The organism is Vibrio sp. ArtGut-C1 (genome assembly GCF_002105475.1).
Lineage (GTDB): Bacteria > Pseudomonadota > Gammaproteobacteria > Enterobacterales > Vibrionaceae > Vibrio > Vibrio diabolicus.
Map to the genome: position 1 here is coordinate 151,342 of NZ_NCTH01000010.1, position 17,869 is coordinate 169,210.

Consider the following 17,869-nt stretch of genomic DNA (forward strand, 5'->3'; position numbering starts at 1 on the left):
AAGATTTGCTTAATTTAGTCGCGCAATTTTGACTAACCCATCACAATTAGCTTAGTCATAATAAGGAGATAGGACATGAACCAAAAACTCAGCTGGCTGGTAGGAAGCATACTGCTCAGCACCGCGGTAAGTGCACAAGCCAATATTATCGTTACTCCATTCATAGGCTATACAGGTGGCGGTCAAGTAGAAGACGAAGGTGGCAATACATACGACCTCGATCCCGCAGTGAACTACGCAATTTCAATCGAGACGCCTTTTGAGAAAGGAAGAATTGGATTATTTTACTCCAACCAATCAACAGAACTTGAAAAGTTATCAAATTCGGCAGATATCCATTACCTGCAATTTCAAAGCAGCATGTACTACCCTGTTGCAGAAAACTGGCAAACCTATATTGGTGTTGGCTTGGGAGCCTCTTACGCAGATGTTGATTGGGTAGACAAAAAATACGGATTTTCGGCTAGCGCTTTTGCAGGGCTGGAATATGAGTTTTCAAAGAACTTTGCGTTGACAGCCCAATTGAGATGGTTAGGAACGGTCGTTGATAACGATACCTCTGGAGCCTGCACCCTACCTAATGACGGCTCAAACTGCATCATTAAGTTCGATACCGATTGGATGAGCCAATTCCAATCAAATATTGGTTTTAGTTTCCGTTTCTAATTTTTTGTACACTTCACTTCGTAGGGCTCGCCACAAAGAGTGCTGGGCGAGCCCTACACAAAGCAGATAGAGAATATCATCTAAACATCATCGCTTAGAAAAGTAACGAAGCATTCTCTAGCGGGGTGCGCAAAAGATAGCCGTACGCCCTAGTTCATCAAAATAGTTTTAAACACCAAGTCGATTATTGGATTCTAGTCATTTATTCCATACAACCAACCAATCCCCCACACAAAACCATAATCAAACTGAAATTTAACAAGATTAAAACCAGACAACGCACCTGAGTTAACATTTAGATTCTATTGCGCTAAGTATTATTAGAAGTTAGTCTGATTAGTGAAAACAGATAAATATTTCAGTTTTATCAAACACACATCAAAACTTTAAGATTAATAATCTACTTTCTCTCACAGTAACCAGAATATAGCTCTAGAAAATTATAATAAGCTAGAATTAAGGATAGAAAAGCTGATGAATAACAGCGGTCCTTTCTTCCAACGGTTTGCGCAAATATTACTGTGTTACGGAGAGAGCTTCATTCCTCAGGGAGTCGTATAGGAGTCAAATATGAAGCGAGAACAATGGGGATCCCGAGCGGGATTCATCTTAGCAGCAGTCGGGTCTGCTATCGGTTTGGGAAACATTTGGCGTTTTCCATACATGGCCTATGAAAACGGTGGCGGCGCATTTTTTATTCCTTACATTTTCGCCATGATCACGGCCGGTATTCCATTTATGATCCTTGAGTTCAGTATGGGACAAAAGTACCGAGGCTCAGCACCAAAAACGCTAGCGAAAATTCATTCTAAATTTGAATGGCTTGGCTGGTTCCAAGTTGGTGTTGCAGCAGTTATCGCCGTTTACTATGTTGCAGTTATCGGTTGGTCAATTTCTTACTTTGGGTTGTCGTTCACTCAAGGTTGGGGAACCGATACAAACGCATTTTTCTTTAGTGAGTACCTAAAGTTAGGTGATAACTCACCAACAGACTTAGGCAGTATTCAATGGAAGATAGCCTTATCTATGGTGATTGCTTGGGCCATTACTTATACCGCCATTGCCAAAGGCGTGAAATCAGGGATTGAGCGCGCATCTAAAATCATGATGCCAATACTATTCTTGATGGTGATTTTTTTAATCGGACGTATGGTTTTCTTGCCAGGAGCTTTGGATGGCGTTAACTACATGTTTGAACCCGATTTCAGCAAAATTTGGGATGTGAAAGTATGGGCAGCTGCGTACGGTCAGATCTTCTTTACCTTAAGCATCGGCTTCGCGATCATGCTGGCTTACTCTAGTTATCTGCCAGAAAAGTCGGACATCACGAACAACGCGTTTATGACCGTGTTGATCAACTGTGGCTTCTCCATCCTCGCTGGTATTATGATCTTCTCTGTCTTGGGTTACATGGCTCAAGAACAAGGTAAACCGCTAACAGAAGTGGTATCTGCAGGCGTTGGCCTTGCTTTTGTTACTTTACCTGCGGCAATTAACTTATTACCCGCACCATATATTCTTGGTCCTCTGTTCTTCTTTGCACTGGTGGTTGCTGGTCTAAGTTCGCACATTTCTATCATGGAAGCCGTAACATCCGCCATCATCGATAAGCTAAAGTGGAGCCGAAAAAAAGCTGCAAACGTTGTAATCGGAACTGGTTTTGTGGTTTCTATGGCGTTCGCGACAAATGGCGGTCTATTGCTGCTAGACCTAGTAGACCACTTCGCAAACAACGTTGGCATTATGGTAGGCGGCTTGGTTGAAATTGTATTGATGGCGTGGCTATTGAAACGCGTGCCTGAAGTACGTAATTACGTAAATGAGCGCTCTGATTTCTCTATTGGTCAATGGTTTGAGATCTGTTTACGCTTCGTAACACCGATTATGCTCGCCATTATCTTAGCAACTAAGCTTTATGCTTTATTTACTGAAGGCTACGGTGGTTATGATCTAACTGTAGGCTGGGCACTTATCGCCGCACTATTTATCTTTGGTCTAGTGATTAACGCAGTAAATCGCAAGGAGACAGCGAAATGACAATCAGCGCAATTATTATGATGGTTATTGGTTTAGGTATCACTTGGGGCGGCGCTGCCGTTTGTATCAAGCGAGCCATGGATAAACAATAGCAGTATTGCATTCCAAACATAAAAAACGCCGGTATTTACCGGCGTTTTTTATGTTTCTTTTATTCTAGAAACTGTATTTGATGCCAACGGCACCACCAAGTTGTAAGTCAGCACCTTTGTAAAGATCTAGCTCTGGGTGTATTTGACCATAAAGATCCCAGCCGCGTGATAAATCCCAGTTCACACCGAGAGGTACACGCACGCCAAACTCATCATCCCATTCATACCAACCACCAACGCCAACATACCAGGTCACAGGCATGTTTTGATCGAATGTTCCACGTTTAGCGATGTAATCAAACGCCATACCATCGTTACCGATAATGCCGCGATACTTATTATCTAACTCAACAACAACACTCAACTGTTGATCGACAGCCATACCAACAGACAAGTTCGTTGGCTCATTTGCCGCCATTGCGGTACTAGAAACTAGTCCTGCTAATAAAATTAATTTGCTCTTCATACACGTTATCAATTATTAAAAAAACATCATGCGCTATTCAAACATAGTGGTGCTTCAATATGTCAACGATGAGTAAGCGCGATGTATGAAAAGACTGGCAAAAGTAAAGATGAGTTTAGGATCACACTCAGAAAGCACTTTTAGCAATGAGAGAGGAACTAAAAAAGGAGGCCGAAGCCTCCTTTTATTCATTGTTATGAATGACGGTGATTAGCCGTGGTTACGGATCCACTCATCCATTTCAGTTTTTAGGTTGTCAGACTTAGTACCGAAGATAGCCTGTACACCACCTGCAACAACTACAACACCAGCAGCGCCAAGTTGTTTCAGTTTGTCTTGGTCAACAGCTGCTGTATCTGCAACCGCGACACGTAGGCGAGTGATACATGCGTCTAGACCAGTAATGTTAGCTTTACCACCGAACGCTGCAACCAGTTCACCACCCATGTCAGAGCCAGAAGTTGCTGCCGCACTTTCTGTTTCATCTTCACGACCAGGAGTTTTTAGGTCAAGTGCTGTGATTACGCCACGGAACACTACGTAGTAAATCACTGCGTATACTAGACCAACAGCAATCATTAGACCCATCTTCTGAGCGTTACCAGATAGAACTAGGAAGTCGATCAGACCGTGAGAGAAAGAAGTACCGTGTACAAAGCCTAGAGTGTTAGAAACAATGTATGCAGAACCAGCTAGTAGAGCGTGGATACCGTATAGTAGTGGAGCAACGAATAGGAATGAGAATTCGATAGGCTCAGTAATACCAGTTAGGAATGAAGTCAGTGCAGCTGACGCCATGATACCCATTACTTTTGCGCGGTTTTCTGGTTTAGCACAGTGAGCAATTGCGATTGCTGCAGCTGGTAGACCAAACATCTTGAACATGTAACCACCCGCTAGCTGACCGAAGCCATTACCAGCAGCACGAGATGCTTCATCAGCAACTAGGTAACAAGTTAGTACGCCGTTTTGAGCTTCACCAGCAGCGTTAACACAAGAACCAGCTTCGAAGAAGAACGGTACGTTCCATACGTGGTGTAGGCCGAATGGGATTAGAGAACGCTCTACAACACCGTAGATACCGAATGCTAGTTGTGGGTTTTGGTGCGCAGCCCAATCAGAGAATGCAGAGATTGCACCGCCAATTGGTGGCCAAATTACAGAAAGGATAACACCAAGGATGATCGCTGCAAAACCAGTGATGATAGGCACTGCACGCTTACCAGCGAAGAAGCCAAGATACTCTGGAAGTTGAATTTTGAAGAAACGGTTGAATGCCCAAGCAGCCACACCACCGACAAGGATACCACCTAGTACACCTGTATCGATTTTCTCAACACCCATAACACCCGCCATTACACCTAGCGTTGCAGTCATGATGCCGTAACCAACGATTGCTGCAAGACCAGCAACACCGTCGTTATTAGTGAAGCCTAGAGCTACACCTACTGCAAATAGAAGTGCCATTTGGCCGAATACTGAACCACCAGCTTGTTCCATAAGATTAGAAACGATCTCTGGAATAAAGCTTAGATGGGCAGCACCCACACCTAATAAAATACCTGCAACTGGTAAAACTGATACTGGAAGCATCAGCGCCTTACCAACTTTTTGCAGGTTAGCAAAAAGGTTCTTAAACATGTTTATGCTCCTGATAAATTTATAAGTATTATTTGGGCACTAACGGCACACCCCCGTAGCCTAAAGGTTAGCACCCAATGAAAATGTAACCACAACTGCATTATATTTTCCGGCTCTAAATATATATTGATGACCCTCAAACTTTCCACACAGTTACGAAATTTAGTTTCAAAACAAGTCTTGGATCACACCCAAAAACAGCTGATGAAAAGGTTTGCATTGCAGTTATATTACTGTTTTATAAAGAGTTTATTATTTATATAATTAATTTTAAGGCATAAATAAAATACGCCCCAATGTTATTTTTAGTAACAAAATTACATTTGTGATTTTTGAATGTTATTAAATCAACATTTTTAGTAAACATTAAACTCATGAGTATATCTGTTGTTTTTATCAACAAAAAAGGAGCGTACGCTCCTTTTTTATGCTCTTATTGATTTTTCATCGCAAAAAAAGATTTCGGAAATTTTCGGTGGTTTTTTGTGCCACTTCAGAAAGAGAGCACGATTTGAGTTGCGCAATATAAGAAGCCACCTCGACAACATAAGCAGGTTGATTCTCTTTACCTCGGTGAGGGACTGGAGCCAAGTAAGGAGAATCTGTCTCAATGAGAAGCTTCTCTAGAGGTAGAGTCTTCACCACTTCTTTCAACTCTGTAGCTTGACGGAAAGTGACAATCCCCGAGATAGAAATATAAAACCCCAGCTCAAGTGCAGCTTCAGCAAATGGAAGATCTTCTGTAAAACAGTGGATAACACCACCACATTTCTCCGCCCCACCCTTACGCAAAATATCTAGAGTATCCGCACGTGCGTTTCTAGTATGGATAATTAAAGGTTTGTTAAGCTCCACCGCAAGATCAACGTGTTGCTCAAAACGCTCTTTCTGTAACGCTGCCGTTTCTGGCTTATAATGATAATCCAAGCCTGTTTCACCAATGGCAACGACTTTTTCATTCGATGCGTGGTGACGTAGCACGTCCATCGAAAAGTCGCTTTCAACATCAAGTGGGTGTACACCGCACGAAGCATAAACATTCTCATAAGGCTCAATCATTTCCATCATTTTAGGGAAAGAATCCAGCGTAACTCCCACAGAAAGCAGCTCGGTTACCTTTGCTTGTTTAGCTTTGTTAATAACGTCTTCCACATTGATGTGGAGATCGTCGTAATTCAATTTGTCTAAATGACAATGAGAATCTACGAACATAATACCTCTCGTGATTCAATTAACCAGTTCATTGATAGTAGCTCAAGGTTTAGACCAGGAAAGGCTTGCACCTGAGCTTTGAGGTCCATCAGCGCCTTCGCTGATGAGTACAAACCGTTGTAGTTGTTCGGCTGAAACTTTATAGCGCCAGGAAGCATTTGTGCTTCTGATACACCAAACTGCGCTTTCTGAGCGTCTGTCAGTAAATACCACGCCCAGTCTAGTGATTGCTCCGAGTGTTTAGCCATTAAAGAAGCACACTCAGAAATGTCTGAGGCAGGAGAAGACATCGCCTTAATAAAAGTGCGCTCAAAAGCCAAGTAAGCATCGAGATCGCCATTATTTAACGCATCCAATGTTTTTATCGGAGAGCCCATATTCAGTTTTAAGGCGTAAGCAGGAACTTGCTGCGCCCCTTGTTCGCGCATCCATTGCATCGCTTGTTCCGTTGACGGCGGCGCAACAACCCAGTGTTGGCAACGGCTACGAATCGTTGGAAGCAGGCGCTCCTGATTGTGGGTAACGAGCAAAAACAAGCACTTTGCCCCAGGCTCTTCTAGCGTTTTTAACAATGCATTCGATGCCGATTCATTCATAGAGTCCGCTGGCTCTATAACAAATAGGCGATAACCATTAAGCTGTGATGATTCCTGAGCAAGACGGTTGCAAGCTCGAACTTGATCCACCGTTATCGCTTTTCCTTCTTTTTCTGGTTTGATCCAGTGTAAATCTGGGTGGTTGTGTGATTGATTTAATTGACAGCTATGACAAAAACCGCACGCTTCACCGGCGTCATTTTGGCAAAGAAGTGCTTGGCTAAAAAACTCGATAAGTTTTTCGATGCCTAAGCCTTGCTCGCTTTGCAATAAAAGCGCACCTGGTATTCTGTCCGACTCTAGCCCTACTTTGAGGTTATCCCATACTGGCTGCAACCATGGATAATCATTTAACATGAGTCACCTAAATTTAAGTTTCACTTATTATTGACGAGCTAACCACTCGTTAAGAGCGTCCCGAATATCACGCGACACGTCTTCGATCGCCTGCTCAGCGTTAATGATAATGACAGAAGGATCAGCATGAGCAATCTCCAAATAACGCTCTCGTGTACGTTCAAAGAAGCTGATATCCATCTTCTCGATACGATCGAGCTCACCACGCCCACGCGCACGCTCAAGCCCAACGCGAGGGTCGATATCCATATAGAGTGTGAAAGCAGGTTTAAAATCACCAAGCGTTGTGTCTCGAAGGTTTTTCATTAGCGACGCGTCAATCTGACGGCCACCACCTTGATAAGCCTGCGACGACATATCGTGGCGGTCACCCACCACCCACTGACCGTTCGCCAAAGCTGGTTTGATCACGTTCTCAACCAACTGGACACGTGCAGCATATAGAAGAAGCAACTCCGTCATGTCTTTAAGTTCTTCGCCTTCATGCTCTTCTTTCACCAGAGCGCGCATCTTTTCTGCTAGCGGCGTGCCTCCTGGCTCACGAGTATTTACGATATTTTCAATACCTGCCGCTTTTAGCGTATCTAAAACGGTTTTAATCGCAGTGCTTTTACCCGCGCCTTCTAGGCCTTCAACGACAATAAAGTTTGCTTTCATCATTTGTTCTTTCTTAGTTCTCTTAAATAGGCTCGAACAGCACGATTGTGCTCTGCAAGGGATTTCGAAAATACGTGTCCGCCCTTTCCACTTGCTACGAAATATAAATAGTTACTGCTTTCTGGATTCAAAGCCGCTTCAATAGAGGCTTCACCTGCCATCGCGATTGGGGTTGGAGGTAAGCCATTGATGGTATAGGTGTTATATGGTGTCGGCGTGCGCAAATCTTTCTTACGAATATTTCCGTCGTAAGCATCACCCATACCATAAATAACCGTCGGATCCGTTTGTAAACGCATGCGTTTGTTCAATCGGTTGATAAACACAGAAGCGACGCGCTCACGCTCAGAGTCAATGGCCGTCTCTTTCTCGATGATAGACGCCAGAATCAAGGCTTCATATTTGTCTTGCAATGGCAGCTTTTCTTGACGAGCTTCCCAGTTAGCATCCAGAATCTTATTAAGTTTTCGATGCGCTCGTTTTAATAATTGGCTTTCACTTGCACCCGCCGTGTAATGGTAGGTTTCTGCTAAAAACAGTCCTTCCAGCTTTTCTCGCTCAATACCCAACTTTGCTGCCATGTCTTTTTCTGATAGTTCGGTTAAGTCATGCTCTAAATAAGGAGCACTTTTCAATTGCTCTACCCACTCAGAAAAGCGGCTGCCTTCAACAAAAGTGATCGCAAACTGGTATTCTTTTCCGGTATTCAGGTGCTCCAATGCTTGCGAAAGCGACATACCAGGCTCTAGTTGATAAGTACCCGCTCGCACTTGCAACAGTTCTGGATATAAGTGAGGTATTAAACGGATGTACTCCGACGTTTCAATTACCTCACCTTCAACTAAGGAGCGCATGACATGATGAAAGCTTGTACCACTTTCTACAGTAAACAGCTGAGGTTGTTCCAATAGAATAGGCTTTTCAACGTATTGTTTAGCCTGTGAAATTATATAAAAAACAGCTGCTGCGCCTATCACTGCGATCAGCACAACAAAAGCCAACAGTTTTTTAATCACGTAGTTAAATTCCCTTGCAGTCGTTGAGTCAATTTTCCTATCGGAAATATAGTCTTAGAGTTAGATGCCACTATGCTGCGAATTGGTGCGACACCTAATATTGAGTTACACATGAAAGCCTCGTCTGCGCTCAGCAAATCTGGAAGTATAAAACGCCCCTCGATGACTTCAATATGACTTACTTTTAGTAACTCAAGCACCTTACGACGCATTACGCCCGCAACGCCAGATAAGGTCAGCTCCGGTGTAAATACTTTATTACCTTTAACCCAAAAAAGGTTGGCCATTGTAGTTTCAATGACATGGTTTTGCACATTTAACGTTATTGCATCTGCAAACTCGGTATCGTCGATTTCAGCCTTGGCGAGAATCTGCTCTAAACGGTTGTTGTGCTTGTGTCCAGCAAGTAAAGGTTGAATCCCGAGACGAGTCTCACAAACGCCCAAATCCACGCCTTTTTCTTGCCAAGAAGAGTAATGAGAAGGAAACGCAAAATTGGAGATCGTCACGATAGGGCCTTCAATCCCATTAGGACTATACCCTCGCCCACCAATACCACGGCTAACGTGAATTTTCACCCCAGCTTGTGCGTCAGATAAAGCCGCTTTGCTTGCCCAATCATGCACAACTTGCCAGTCAGGGGAAGAGATCTTCAATGCGTCAAGGCAGGACTTCATACGCTCAATGTGTTCTTGCCAGTAAACCAACTCTCCGTTTTGGGTCAGGATGGTGGTAAAACCTCCATCACCGTATTGGAATGAGCGATCACCCAGTTCTACATGCGTTTGTGGAACTCCATTTACCCAAAACATTCGCGTACCTTCAAATTAGCAGACAACAAATAAAACAAAACGGCTCAATGCTAAGCATCGAGCCGTTAGAATACAAGTTTCGCTTACCTAAATAAGGTTAGATAGTGTTACTCAGCGAACTTTTTGAAGATCAAAGAACCGTTTGTACCACCAAAGCCAAACGAGTTACAGATAGCGTATTCCATACCTTCAACTTTGCGCGCAGTGTGCGGCACAAGGTCGATGTCTAGACCTTCTTCTGGATCATCAAGGTTAATCGTTGGTGGAACGATTTGGTCAACCAAAGACATAACCGTGATAATTGCTTCAACAGAGCCTGCTGCACCTAATAGGTGACCAGTCATAGACTTAGTTGATGATACAAGTACTTGCTTCGCACCTTCTTCACCAAGAGCACGTTTCACGCCCTTGATTTCTGCAACGTCGCCAGCAGGAGTAGATGTACCGTGAGCATTCACATAACCTACTTGGGTACCTGTGATGTTCGCGTCACGCATTGCCGCTTCCATCGCAAGTGCACCACCAGAGCCATCTTCGCTTGGAGAAGTCATGTGGTAAGCATCACCAGACATACCAAAACCAACCAGTTCTGCGTAAATCTTCGCGCCACGTGCTTTCGCGTGTTCGTACTCTTCAAGCACCATCATGCCAGCACCATCACCTAGAACAAAACCATCACGGCCTTTATCCCATGGACGAGACGCTTTTTGAGGTTCGTCATTACGAGTAGATAGCGCTTTAGCTGCACCGAAGCCAGCCATGCCAAGAGGCGTAGACGCTTTTTCTGCTCCACCAGCAACCATCGCATCTGCATCGCCGTACGCAATCATTCGTGCAGCATGACCGATGTTATGTAGGCCAGTAGTACATGCTGTAGAAATCGCGATATTTGGACCACGAAGACCACGCATGATAGATAGGTTACCTGCAACCATATTTACGATGGTCGAAGGAACAAAAAATGGGCTAACTTTGCGAGGGCCTTTTTCTACTAATGCAGTGTGACCTGTTTCGATCAGATCTAGACCGCCAATGCCTGAGCCGATAGCAACACCAACTCGAGCCGCATTTTCTTCGGTAATTTGTAAGCCAGAGTTATCAAGAGCTTGAATACCCGCTGCAATGCCGTACTGGATGAAAAGATCCATCTTACGAGCATCTTTTTTAGACATGTACTCTGTGCAATCGAAATCTTTAACAAGACCTGCAAAACGAGTTGAGAAGTTCGTAGCATCAAAGTGCTCGATATTCACGATACCACTTTGACCTTCTAGCAGGGCTTTCCAAGATGATTCTACTGTGTTGCCTACCGGTGACAACATACCCATGCCAGTGACAACTACACGACGCTTGGACACGATATAATTCTCCGGGAATTGAATATTTCTATGAGAGGATAGAAGAAGTTAGAAAGAACACAGGCGGTCTAGGAGACCGCCTGGGAGAGCTAATTACTGAGCGCTGTTTACGTAGTCGATTGCAGCTTGAACAGTAGTGATCTTCTCAGCTTCTTCGTCAGGAATCTCAGTGTCGAATTCCTCTTCTAGAGCCATAACTAGTTCTACAGTGTCTAGAGAATCAGCACCTAGATCGTCAACGAAAGAAGCTTCGTTTTTAACTTCTGCTTCGTCTACACCTAGCTGTTCAACAATGATTTTCTTTACGCGTTCTTCGATGTTGCTCATTTTTCTTTTCCTTTACAGATTTCGCCTAATGCGATGATTCCGTAGTTTATTCGAACTATTGAAAGTTGCAAGGGGGTCCTTGCTGGTCAAACCACAAAATTAGCGAATTTAACCGAATTTCAATACATTTTTGACTTAAATCATGCACAAATCTTGCGCATAAGCATGACAAGTTCATGACAGTTAACTGCAACTATAGGCTATTTTTCACAATGTAAAATAGCTTATTTTGCACAAACTGTCTCATTAAACCATGTACATGCCACCATTTACATGCAAAGTTTCACCAGTAATGTACGCTGCTTCAGGCGAAGCAAGGAAAACTACTGCTGATGCAATTTCACGTGGGTCACCTAAACGACCAGCTGGCACGTTCGACAACGTTGCCGCACGTTGCTCATCATTTAGTGCCTTTGTCATGTCAGTTTCGATGAAACCAGGGGCAACAGTGTTCACTGTTACACCACGAGACGCAACTTCACGAGCCATTGATTTAGTAAAACCAATCACGCCCGCTTTCGCTGCTGCGTAGTTAGTTTGACCTGCGTTACCCATGGTACCAACAACTGAGCCTACGTTGATGATACGACCCGCACGTTTTTTCATCATGCCGCGTAAAACCGCTTTAGACATGCGGTAGATAGGCGTTAGGTTGGTATCGATGATGTCGTTCCACTCATCATCTTTCATACGCATCAATAGGTTATCACGAGTAATACCAGCGTTATTCACCAGAATATCGATCACACCAAATTCTTCGTTGATCGTTTTTAGTGTCGCTTCGATAGACTCGACATCAGTCACGTTAAGAGCTAGGCCTTTACCGTTATCACCAAGATACTCGCTGATAGCTGCAGCGCCACTTTCAGAAGTAGCCGTACCGATCACCGTCGCACCGCGCTCTACAAGAAGTTCCGCGATCGCGCGGCCAATACCACGGCTTGCGCCGGTAACTAGCGCGATCTTACCTTCTAGATTCATCATGTTGTGTTTCCTTTTCTTATCGCAAGTTTTATCGCTTGATGGATTACTTCGCCGCGTCTAGCGACGCAACATCATTCACTGCTGCTGCAGTTAGCGTTTTCACGATACGTTTTGTTAGACCTGTTAAAACCTTACCAGGACCAAGCTCAAGAAGCTGTTCTACCCCTTGCTCGTGCATAAGCTCGACTGTTTCAGTCCAGCGAACTGGGCTATGTAGCTGACGAACAAGCGCATCTTTGATTTTTGCAGGATCTGTCTCAGCAACCACATCAACGTTATTGATAACTGGCAGCTGTGGTGAGTTAAATTCGATAGACTCAAGAGCTACTGCAAGTTTTTCCGCTGCTGGCTTCATAAGCGCACAGTGTGATGGCACTGAAACAGGAAGAGGAAGCGCACGTTTCGCACCAGCTTCTTTACATAGTGCTCCCGCACGCTCTACTGCGTCTTTACTTCCCGCGATAACTACCTGACCAGGCGAGTTAAAGTTTACTGGAGAGACCACTTCACCTTGTGCTGCGTCTTCACACGCTTTTGCAATCGCATCATCAGCCAAACCGATAATCGCGTACATAGCGCCAGTACCTGCTGGTACCGCCTCTTGCATTAGCTTACCGCGTAATTCAACCAGCTTGATTGCTTCTTTAAAGTCAATGACACCCGCACATACAAGTGCTGAGTACTCACCTAGGCTGTGACCGGCTAGGTTTGCTGGTTGCTCTAAACCGAGCTCCTGCCATACACGCCAGATTGCAACAGATGAAGCTAGCAAAGCTGGTTGAGTGCGGAAAGTCTCGTTTAAATCTTCTGCAGGTCCATTTTGAACAAGCGCCCATAGATCGTAACCTAGTGCGTCAGATGCTTCTGCAAATGTTTGTTTTACTACGTCATATTGTTCGCCAAGTTCTGCAAGCATACCTACAGCTTGAGAACCTTGACCTGGAAATACGATAGCAAACTTGCTCATGTTGTTTTCCTTTAAGCAAAGTAAAAAGAAATAAGATGCACCAAGTGCACCTTAAATTTTGAATTCTCGTGAAACTTAGAACTTCACCAGAGCAGAGCCCCAAGTGAAACCGCCACCAAACGCCTCTAGCAATAAAGTCTGCCCGCGTTTAATGCGACCATCGCGCACAGCTTCATCCAGCGCAGATGGTACTGTCGCCGCAGAAGTATTCCCGTGTCGGTCTAGTGTCACTACGACTTGGTCCAAAGACATTGAAAGCTTTTTCGCTGTTGCCGAAATAATTCGATAGTTCGCTTGATGCGGTACTAGCCAGTCTAGTTCAGACTTATGCATGTTGTTGGCTTCAAGCGTATCTTTTACTAGTTTCGATAACTGAGTGACAGCGACTTTGAATACTTCGTTACCTGCCATATGAAGCCATTTGTCGGCATCTTGACCACGCTCAGGTACAGGTAGGCTTAGTAGCTCACCGAATTGACCATCTGAGTATATGTGGGTAGAAATAATACCAGGCTCTTGGCTAGCGCCTACGACAACGGCTCCAGCACCATCACCAAATAGGATAATGGTTGAACGGTCTGTCGGATCACACGTTTTAGACAAAGCATCTGAACCAATAACAAGTACGTTTTTACACATACCCGATTTAATATGTTGGTCTGCAACGGATAATGCGTACACAAAACCAGAACAAGCAGCGGCTAAGTCAAAAGCTGGACAACCTTTAATGCCAAGCTTTGCCTGCACCTGACACGCAGATGAAGGGAAAGTATGGCTACTGCTCGTTGTGGCTACGATAATCAGGTCGATATCGTTTTTATCAATACCCGCCATATCGATAGCGTTTTCAGCTGCGTAGAATGCCATGTCCGCTACAGTCTCATTTTCTGCAGCAATTCGACGCTCTTTAATACCCGTGCGAGCAACGATCCACTCATCACTTGTATCTACCATTTTCTCTAGATCTGCGTTTGTACGCACCTGAGATGGCAGGTAGCTGCCAGTACCTAAAATTTTGCTATACATGAAGACTAATAATGCCTCTCGAGTAAAACCGCTTCCAAACGATCGCTAATACGGCTTGGTACTTGTCGTTTGACCTCGTGTACTGCCTCGCCAAGTGCATTGACAATCGCAGATACATCCGCACTTCCATGGCTTTTTATGACAATGCCGCGCAATCCTAGCAAACTTGCGCCGTTATACTGGTCGGGGTTCAGTGTTTTTAGTTCATTAAATAGCCGAGAAAACAACTTTCTAGCAATCCAACCCTTTATCGTTGACGCCATCATACTGGTTTTAATTTTTTCGATAAAAAGTTGAGCTGTTCCCTCACTGGCTTTTAAGCATACGTTGCCGACAAACCCATCACATACAATGACGTCTGCAACATCATGCAAAATTTGATTACCTTCAATATAACCAACAAAGTTAATCGCGTCGGTCTGAGAAAGCATTTCTGCGCAACGTTTGACTAAATCGTTACCTTTAATCTCTTCTGCGCCAATATTGAGTACAGCAACGCGAGGAGGACAACCTAAGTGTTCTTCTGCTAATGCACTGCCCATTACAGCAAATTGGAACAAACTATCAGCATCGCACGATACATTCGCACCTAGATCTAGCATCCAAGTACGCTTTCCAGTAATCGTCGGTAAAGCTGAAACTAAAGCAGGACGTTCAATACCAGGAAGTAACTTAAGAATGAAACGCGATAGTGCCATTAATGCACCGGTGTTGCCACCACTAACACAAGCATCCGCCTTCTGCTCAGAAACCAAATCGATAGCCATACGCATGGAACTATTTTGGCTATTACGTAGTGCCAATGAAGGTTTTTCTGAGTTCGAGATAACTTTCTCACTATGAAGAATAGTCAAGCGGGAACAGGTCGAGGTACCGAGTTGAAATAATTGAGACGTGATCAGAGATTGATCACCTATAAGAATCACTTTTAGCTCTGGGAAATGAGACAGTGCCTGCACGGCGGCAGGCACTGTTACGCGTGGACCGAAATCCCCGCCCATTGCATCAAGTGCAACGGTAATACTTTGCAAAGGTTCAACCTTACTTGTTGATAACCTTTTGACCACGGTAGTAACCTTCAGCAGTTACGTTGTGGCGTAGGTGAGTTTCACCAGAAGTCGCGTCTACAGATAGAGCAGCTGTAGTTAGCGCATCGTGTGAACGACGCATACCGCGCTTAGAACGAGTTTTACGGTTTTTCTGTACGGCCATTGACCCTACTCCTATACTATTGGGTTAAAAACCTGAAGAAGAATCGGTTACCACACCTATTACTTTTTCAGACTTTTCAAAACGTCGAATGGATTCGGTTTTTCTTCCTCAATTTCTTCAGGAATCTCACCAAAAACCATGTTATTTGAATCAACGCTACAATCCGCTTCATCGTGCATCGCAATTTGAGGTAATGCTAAGATGAACTCGTCTTCAACCAGTTGTATAAGGTCTAATTCACCATATTCATTTAGATCTACCAAATCATAAATTTCTGGTGCTTCCTGTTCTGTTTTCTCACCGTAGTAAGGAGTAGAAAGGAATTCAACTTCGCACTCATGTGCGAATACCTCATTACAACGCTGACACTCTAAATCGACTTCGATGTTAGCTTTACCAGAGATAACAACGAGTCGCTGTTCATCCATCCCAAATGACAATGAGACTTCTGCGTCGCGTTTTACGCCTTCAGTTGTTTCCGCTAAGCGCTTGAAAAGACTAGCTTGGATGATGCCATCGTAATCTAATCGTTTCTGTGCAGCTTTAGCTGGGTCAACCGTTCGCGGTATTTTTACCTTTTGCATAGGGCGCGAATATTATCTTCCAAATCAAAATTAGTCAAAGAAAAAGGCAAAAAAGTTGTACTTTTTTACGCTTAACATACAGAGCATTAGCCAGAATCATTTTTGATCGATTATCCTATCGGAAATGCTCCCACGAATTGTAATTCAAAATGAAAAATTACCAACTGGTTTTAGCCTCAACCTCCCCTTTTCGTAAACAACTGCTTGAAAAGCTTTCACTACCGTTCATTTGTTTATCACCTGATTGCGATGAAACACCGTTTGACCAGGAAACGCCTCTTGAACTGGTGCAAAGATTGGCCCAAGAGAAAGCAACATCTTGCCAGACGGATAAAGCAAGTTTAGTTATCGGCAGTGACCAGGTTTGTGTCATTAATGGTGAAATCGTTGGCAAACCTTTAAATAGAGACAACGCAATAAATCAACTTTTGTCTCAAAGTGGAAAAGTCATCACTTTCTATACTGGTCTTGCGGTACATAACACCGTCACAAACCATACAGAAGTCGGCTTTGATTCTTTCGAAGTACACTTTAGAGATTTGACGCTTGAACAAATCGAGCGCTACGTCGACAGGGAAGAACCTTTTTACTGCGCAGGCAGCTTTAAAAGCGAAGGAATGGGAATTTGTTTGTTTAATAAATTAGTGGGGAAAGATCCGAATACACTTGTCGGGCTACCACTGATTGATTTGATTGATATGTTGCGTGTTCAGGGACTCGATGTCCTTTAATCCAAAGACTATAAAAGGGAGCCACAGGCTCCCTTTTATAGTCCACGAGGAAAGCATGGTTACGCGTTTCTTAAACCCGCCAACACTTTTTCTAGCTTCGGTTCCATCGGTGCGTTGATTTCCATCCACTCATCATTTGATGGGTGTTGGAACTTGATGTTTGCCGCGTGCAGGAACAAACGATCTAAACCAACTTGACCTGTGTAAGCATCAAAGCGACGGTCACCGTAGCGATCATCCCAAGCGATTGGGTGGCCCGTGTATTGTGTATGAACTCGGATTTGGTGAGTTCGACCAGTAATCGGACTCGCTTGAATCAATGTTGCTTGTTCAAACTTTTCCAAAATCTTAAAACGCGTTTCAGACGGCTTACCGTTAGGGTTAACACGAACAATACTGTTCACTTCGTTTTTAAGCAGTGGCGCGTTCACAACCTTACAACTGCTTTTCCATTGTCCCATGACAAGAGCTAAGTAAAACTTCTTCACTGTCTTTTCACGAAACTGGGCTTGCAAGTGACGAAGTGCAGAACGCTTCTTAGCAACCAGCAAGATACCTGAAGTATCACGGTCAATACGATGCACAAGTTCAAGAAAGCGAGCTTGAGGACGAAGAGCTCTAAGCGCTTCGATCGCGCCAAACTTTAAGCCACTGCCACCATGCACAGCGGTGCCAGATGGTTTGTTTAGAATTAACATATGATCATCTTCGAAGATGATCATATCTTCTAACTCTGCGACTTTGTTTAGTTTCGTACTTGGCGCGACATCGTCATCTTTTTTCTCGACTGTCACCGGTGGAATACGAACGAGATCGCCTGCTTTTAACTTGTACTCTGCTTTTATACGCTTTTTATTTACACGTACTTCGCCCTTACGCACGATTCGGTAAATCATGCTTTTAGGGATGTCTTTTAATTGGTTGCGCAAAAAATTATCAATGCGCTGACCCGCCATATCTTCGTCAATGTCGACGAACTGGACTTTTGTTCTTATTTCGCTCATGGGCCGTATTGTAAACTCAATTTCGCGCGACTTCACATTATTCTTGTCGTAAAAGAAACACTTGATAGTACAAACTGGTCTAAATTTCGCCAAGCTTTTGTTTAAATTATTAAAACTCTCAATC

General features: G+C 43.9%; 20 protein-coding genes. 4 read left to right on the top strand and 16 right to left on the bottom strand.

Going from position 1 to position 17,869, the window contains the following annotated elements:
- Positions 1–75 precede the first annotated feature (75 nt).
- The 3 genes from B7360_RS11390 to B7360_RS24910 all read left to right on the top strand — a co-directional run bounded on the left by B7360_RS11390 (position 76) and on the right by B7360_RS24910 (position 2,795).
- Complete coding sequence (locus B7360_RS11390; RefSeq protein WP_085343540.1) at positions 76–666, top strand: outer membrane beta-barrel protein; 591 nt, start codon at positions 76–78, stop codon at positions 664–666.
- Positions 667–1,236: 570 nt separating this feature from the next.
- Positions 1,237–2,703: a sodium-dependent transporter gene (locus tag B7360_RS11395; protein ID WP_005398219.1), complete on the top strand. Its 1,467-nt coding sequence runs from the start codon at positions 1,237–1,239 to the stop codon at positions 2,701–2,703.
- Positions 2,700–2,795: a MetS family NSS transporter small subunit gene (locus tag B7360_RS24910; RefSeq protein ID WP_005372963.1), complete on the top strand. Its 96-nt coding sequence runs from the start codon at positions 2,700–2,702 to the stop codon at positions 2,793–2,795. Before B7360_RS11395 ends, B7360_RS24910 begins: the two co-directional genes overlap by 4 nt.
- A gap of 64 nt (positions 2,796–2,859) precedes the next feature.
- On the opposite strand, the gene B7360_RS11400 is transcribed toward B7360_RS24910, so the two are convergent.
- The 15 genes from B7360_RS11400 to yceD form a co-directional block, all read right to left on the bottom strand.
- Positions 2,860–3,261 carry a hypothetical protein gene (locus B7360_RS11400; protein WP_005396996.1) on the bottom strand — a complete coding sequence of 134 codons (402 nt, stop codon included), beginning with the start codon at positions 3,259–3,261 and terminating at the stop codon, positions 2,860–2,862.
- Between the two features lie 210 nt (positions 3,262–3,471).
- Positions 3,472–4,902: a PTS glucose transporter subunit IIBC gene (gene ptsG / locus B7360_RS11405; protein WP_006743155.1), complete on the bottom strand. Its 1,431-nt coding sequence runs from the start codon at positions 4,900–4,902 to the stop codon at positions 3,472–3,474.
- Between the two features lie 444 nt (positions 4,903–5,346).
- Positions 5,347–6,114: a TatD family hydrolase gene (locus B7360_RS11410; protein ID WP_005396993.1), complete on the bottom strand. Its 768-nt coding sequence runs from the start codon at positions 6,112–6,114 to the stop codon at positions 5,347–5,349.
- Positions 6,105–7,067 carry a DNA polymerase III subunit delta' gene (locus B7360_RS11415; RefSeq protein WP_085343541.1) on the bottom strand — a complete coding sequence of 321 codons (963 nt, stop codon included), beginning with the start codon at positions 7,065–7,067 and terminating at the stop codon, positions 6,105–6,107. The genes B7360_RS11410 and B7360_RS11415 overlap by 10 nt, the downstream gene beginning before the upstream one ends.
- A gap of 27 nt (positions 7,068–7,094) precedes the next feature.
- The gene (gene tmk, locus B7360_RS11420; RefSeq protein WP_054867665.1) at positions 7,095–7,727 is read right to left on the bottom strand and encodes a dTMP kinase; all 633 of its coding nucleotides are present in this window, start codon (positions 7,725–7,727) and stop codon (positions 7,095–7,097) included.
- On the bottom strand, positions 7,724–8,740 hold the full coding sequence (gene mltG / locus B7360_RS11425; RefSeq protein ID WP_085343542.1) for an endolytic transglycosylase MltG: 1,017 nt from the start codon (positions 8,738–8,740) through the stop codon (positions 7,724–7,726). Before mltG ends, tmk begins: the two co-directional genes overlap by 4 nt.
- Positions 8,737–9,552 carry an aminodeoxychorismate lyase gene (gene pabC, locus B7360_RS11430; RefSeq protein WP_085343543.1) on the bottom strand — a complete coding sequence of 272 codons (816 nt, stop codon included), beginning with the start codon at positions 9,550–9,552 and terminating at the stop codon, positions 8,737–8,739. The genes mltG and pabC overlap by 4 nt, the downstream gene beginning before the upstream one ends.
- Before the next feature lie 107 nt (positions 9,553–9,659).
- The gene (gene fabF, locus B7360_RS11435; protein WP_005396984.1) at positions 9,660–10,910 is read right to left on the bottom strand and encodes a beta-ketoacyl-ACP synthase II; all 1,251 of its coding nucleotides are present in this window, start codon (positions 10,908–10,910) and stop codon (positions 9,660–9,662) included.
- Between the two features lie 93 nt (positions 10,911–11,003).
- Positions 11,004–11,237 carry an acyl carrier protein gene (gene acpP / locus B7360_RS11440; RefSeq protein WP_004406112.1) on the bottom strand — a complete coding sequence of 78 codons (234 nt, stop codon included), beginning with the start codon at positions 11,235–11,237 and terminating at the stop codon, positions 11,004–11,006.
- A 246-nt stretch (positions 11,238–11,483) separates the two neighbouring features.
- A complete protein-coding gene (fabG, locus tag B7360_RS11445) occupies positions 11,484–12,218 on the bottom strand; it encodes a 3-oxoacyl-ACP reductase FabG (protein ID WP_031780596.1) in 735 nt (244 codons plus the stop codon).
- A 46-nt stretch (positions 12,219–12,264) separates the two neighbouring features.
- A complete protein-coding gene (gene fabD, locus B7360_RS11450) occupies positions 12,265–13,188 on the bottom strand; it encodes an ACP S-malonyltransferase (protein WP_012841591.1) in 924 nt (307 codons plus the stop codon).
- A 75-nt stretch (positions 13,189–13,263) separates the two neighbouring features.
- Complete coding sequence (locus tag B7360_RS11455; protein ID WP_005396980.1) at positions 13,264–14,214, bottom strand: beta-ketoacyl-ACP synthase III; 951 nt, start codon at positions 14,212–14,214, stop codon at positions 13,264–13,266.
- A 5-nt stretch (positions 14,215–14,219) separates the two neighbouring features.
- Positions 14,220–15,245: a phosphate acyltransferase PlsX gene (gene plsX / locus B7360_RS11460; protein ID WP_047010044.1), complete on the bottom strand. Its 1,026-nt coding sequence runs from the start codon at positions 15,243–15,245 to the stop codon at positions 14,220–14,222.
- A gap of 10 nt (positions 15,246–15,255) precedes the next feature.
- On the bottom strand, positions 15,256–15,426 hold the full coding sequence (gene rpmF, locus B7360_RS11465; protein ID WP_005396978.1) for a 50S ribosomal protein L32: 171 nt from the start codon (positions 15,424–15,426) through the stop codon (positions 15,256–15,258).
- 59 nt (positions 15,427–15,485) lie between these two features.
- Entirely contained in the window at positions 15,486–16,010 is a 525-nt protein-coding gene (yceD, locus tag B7360_RS11470) for a 23S rRNA accumulation protein YceD (RefSeq protein WP_005396977.1), read from the bottom strand.
- 149 nt (positions 16,011–16,159) lie between these two features.
- Here yceD and B7360_RS11475 point away from each other — a divergent pair, with 149 nt between their 5' ends.
- Entirely contained in the window at positions 16,160–16,741 is a 582-nt protein-coding gene (locus B7360_RS11475; RefSeq protein WP_085343544.1) for a nucleoside triphosphate pyrophosphatase, read from the top strand.
- Between the two features lie 59 nt (positions 16,742–16,800).
- Here B7360_RS11475 and rluC read toward each other — a convergent pair whose 3' ends face one another.
- Entirely contained in the window at positions 16,801–17,745 is a 945-nt protein-coding gene (gene rluC / locus B7360_RS11480; protein ID WP_005396975.1) for a 23S rRNA pseudouridine(955/2504/2580) synthase RluC, read from the bottom strand.
- Between the last annotated feature and the right edge of the window lie 124 nt (positions 17,746–17,869).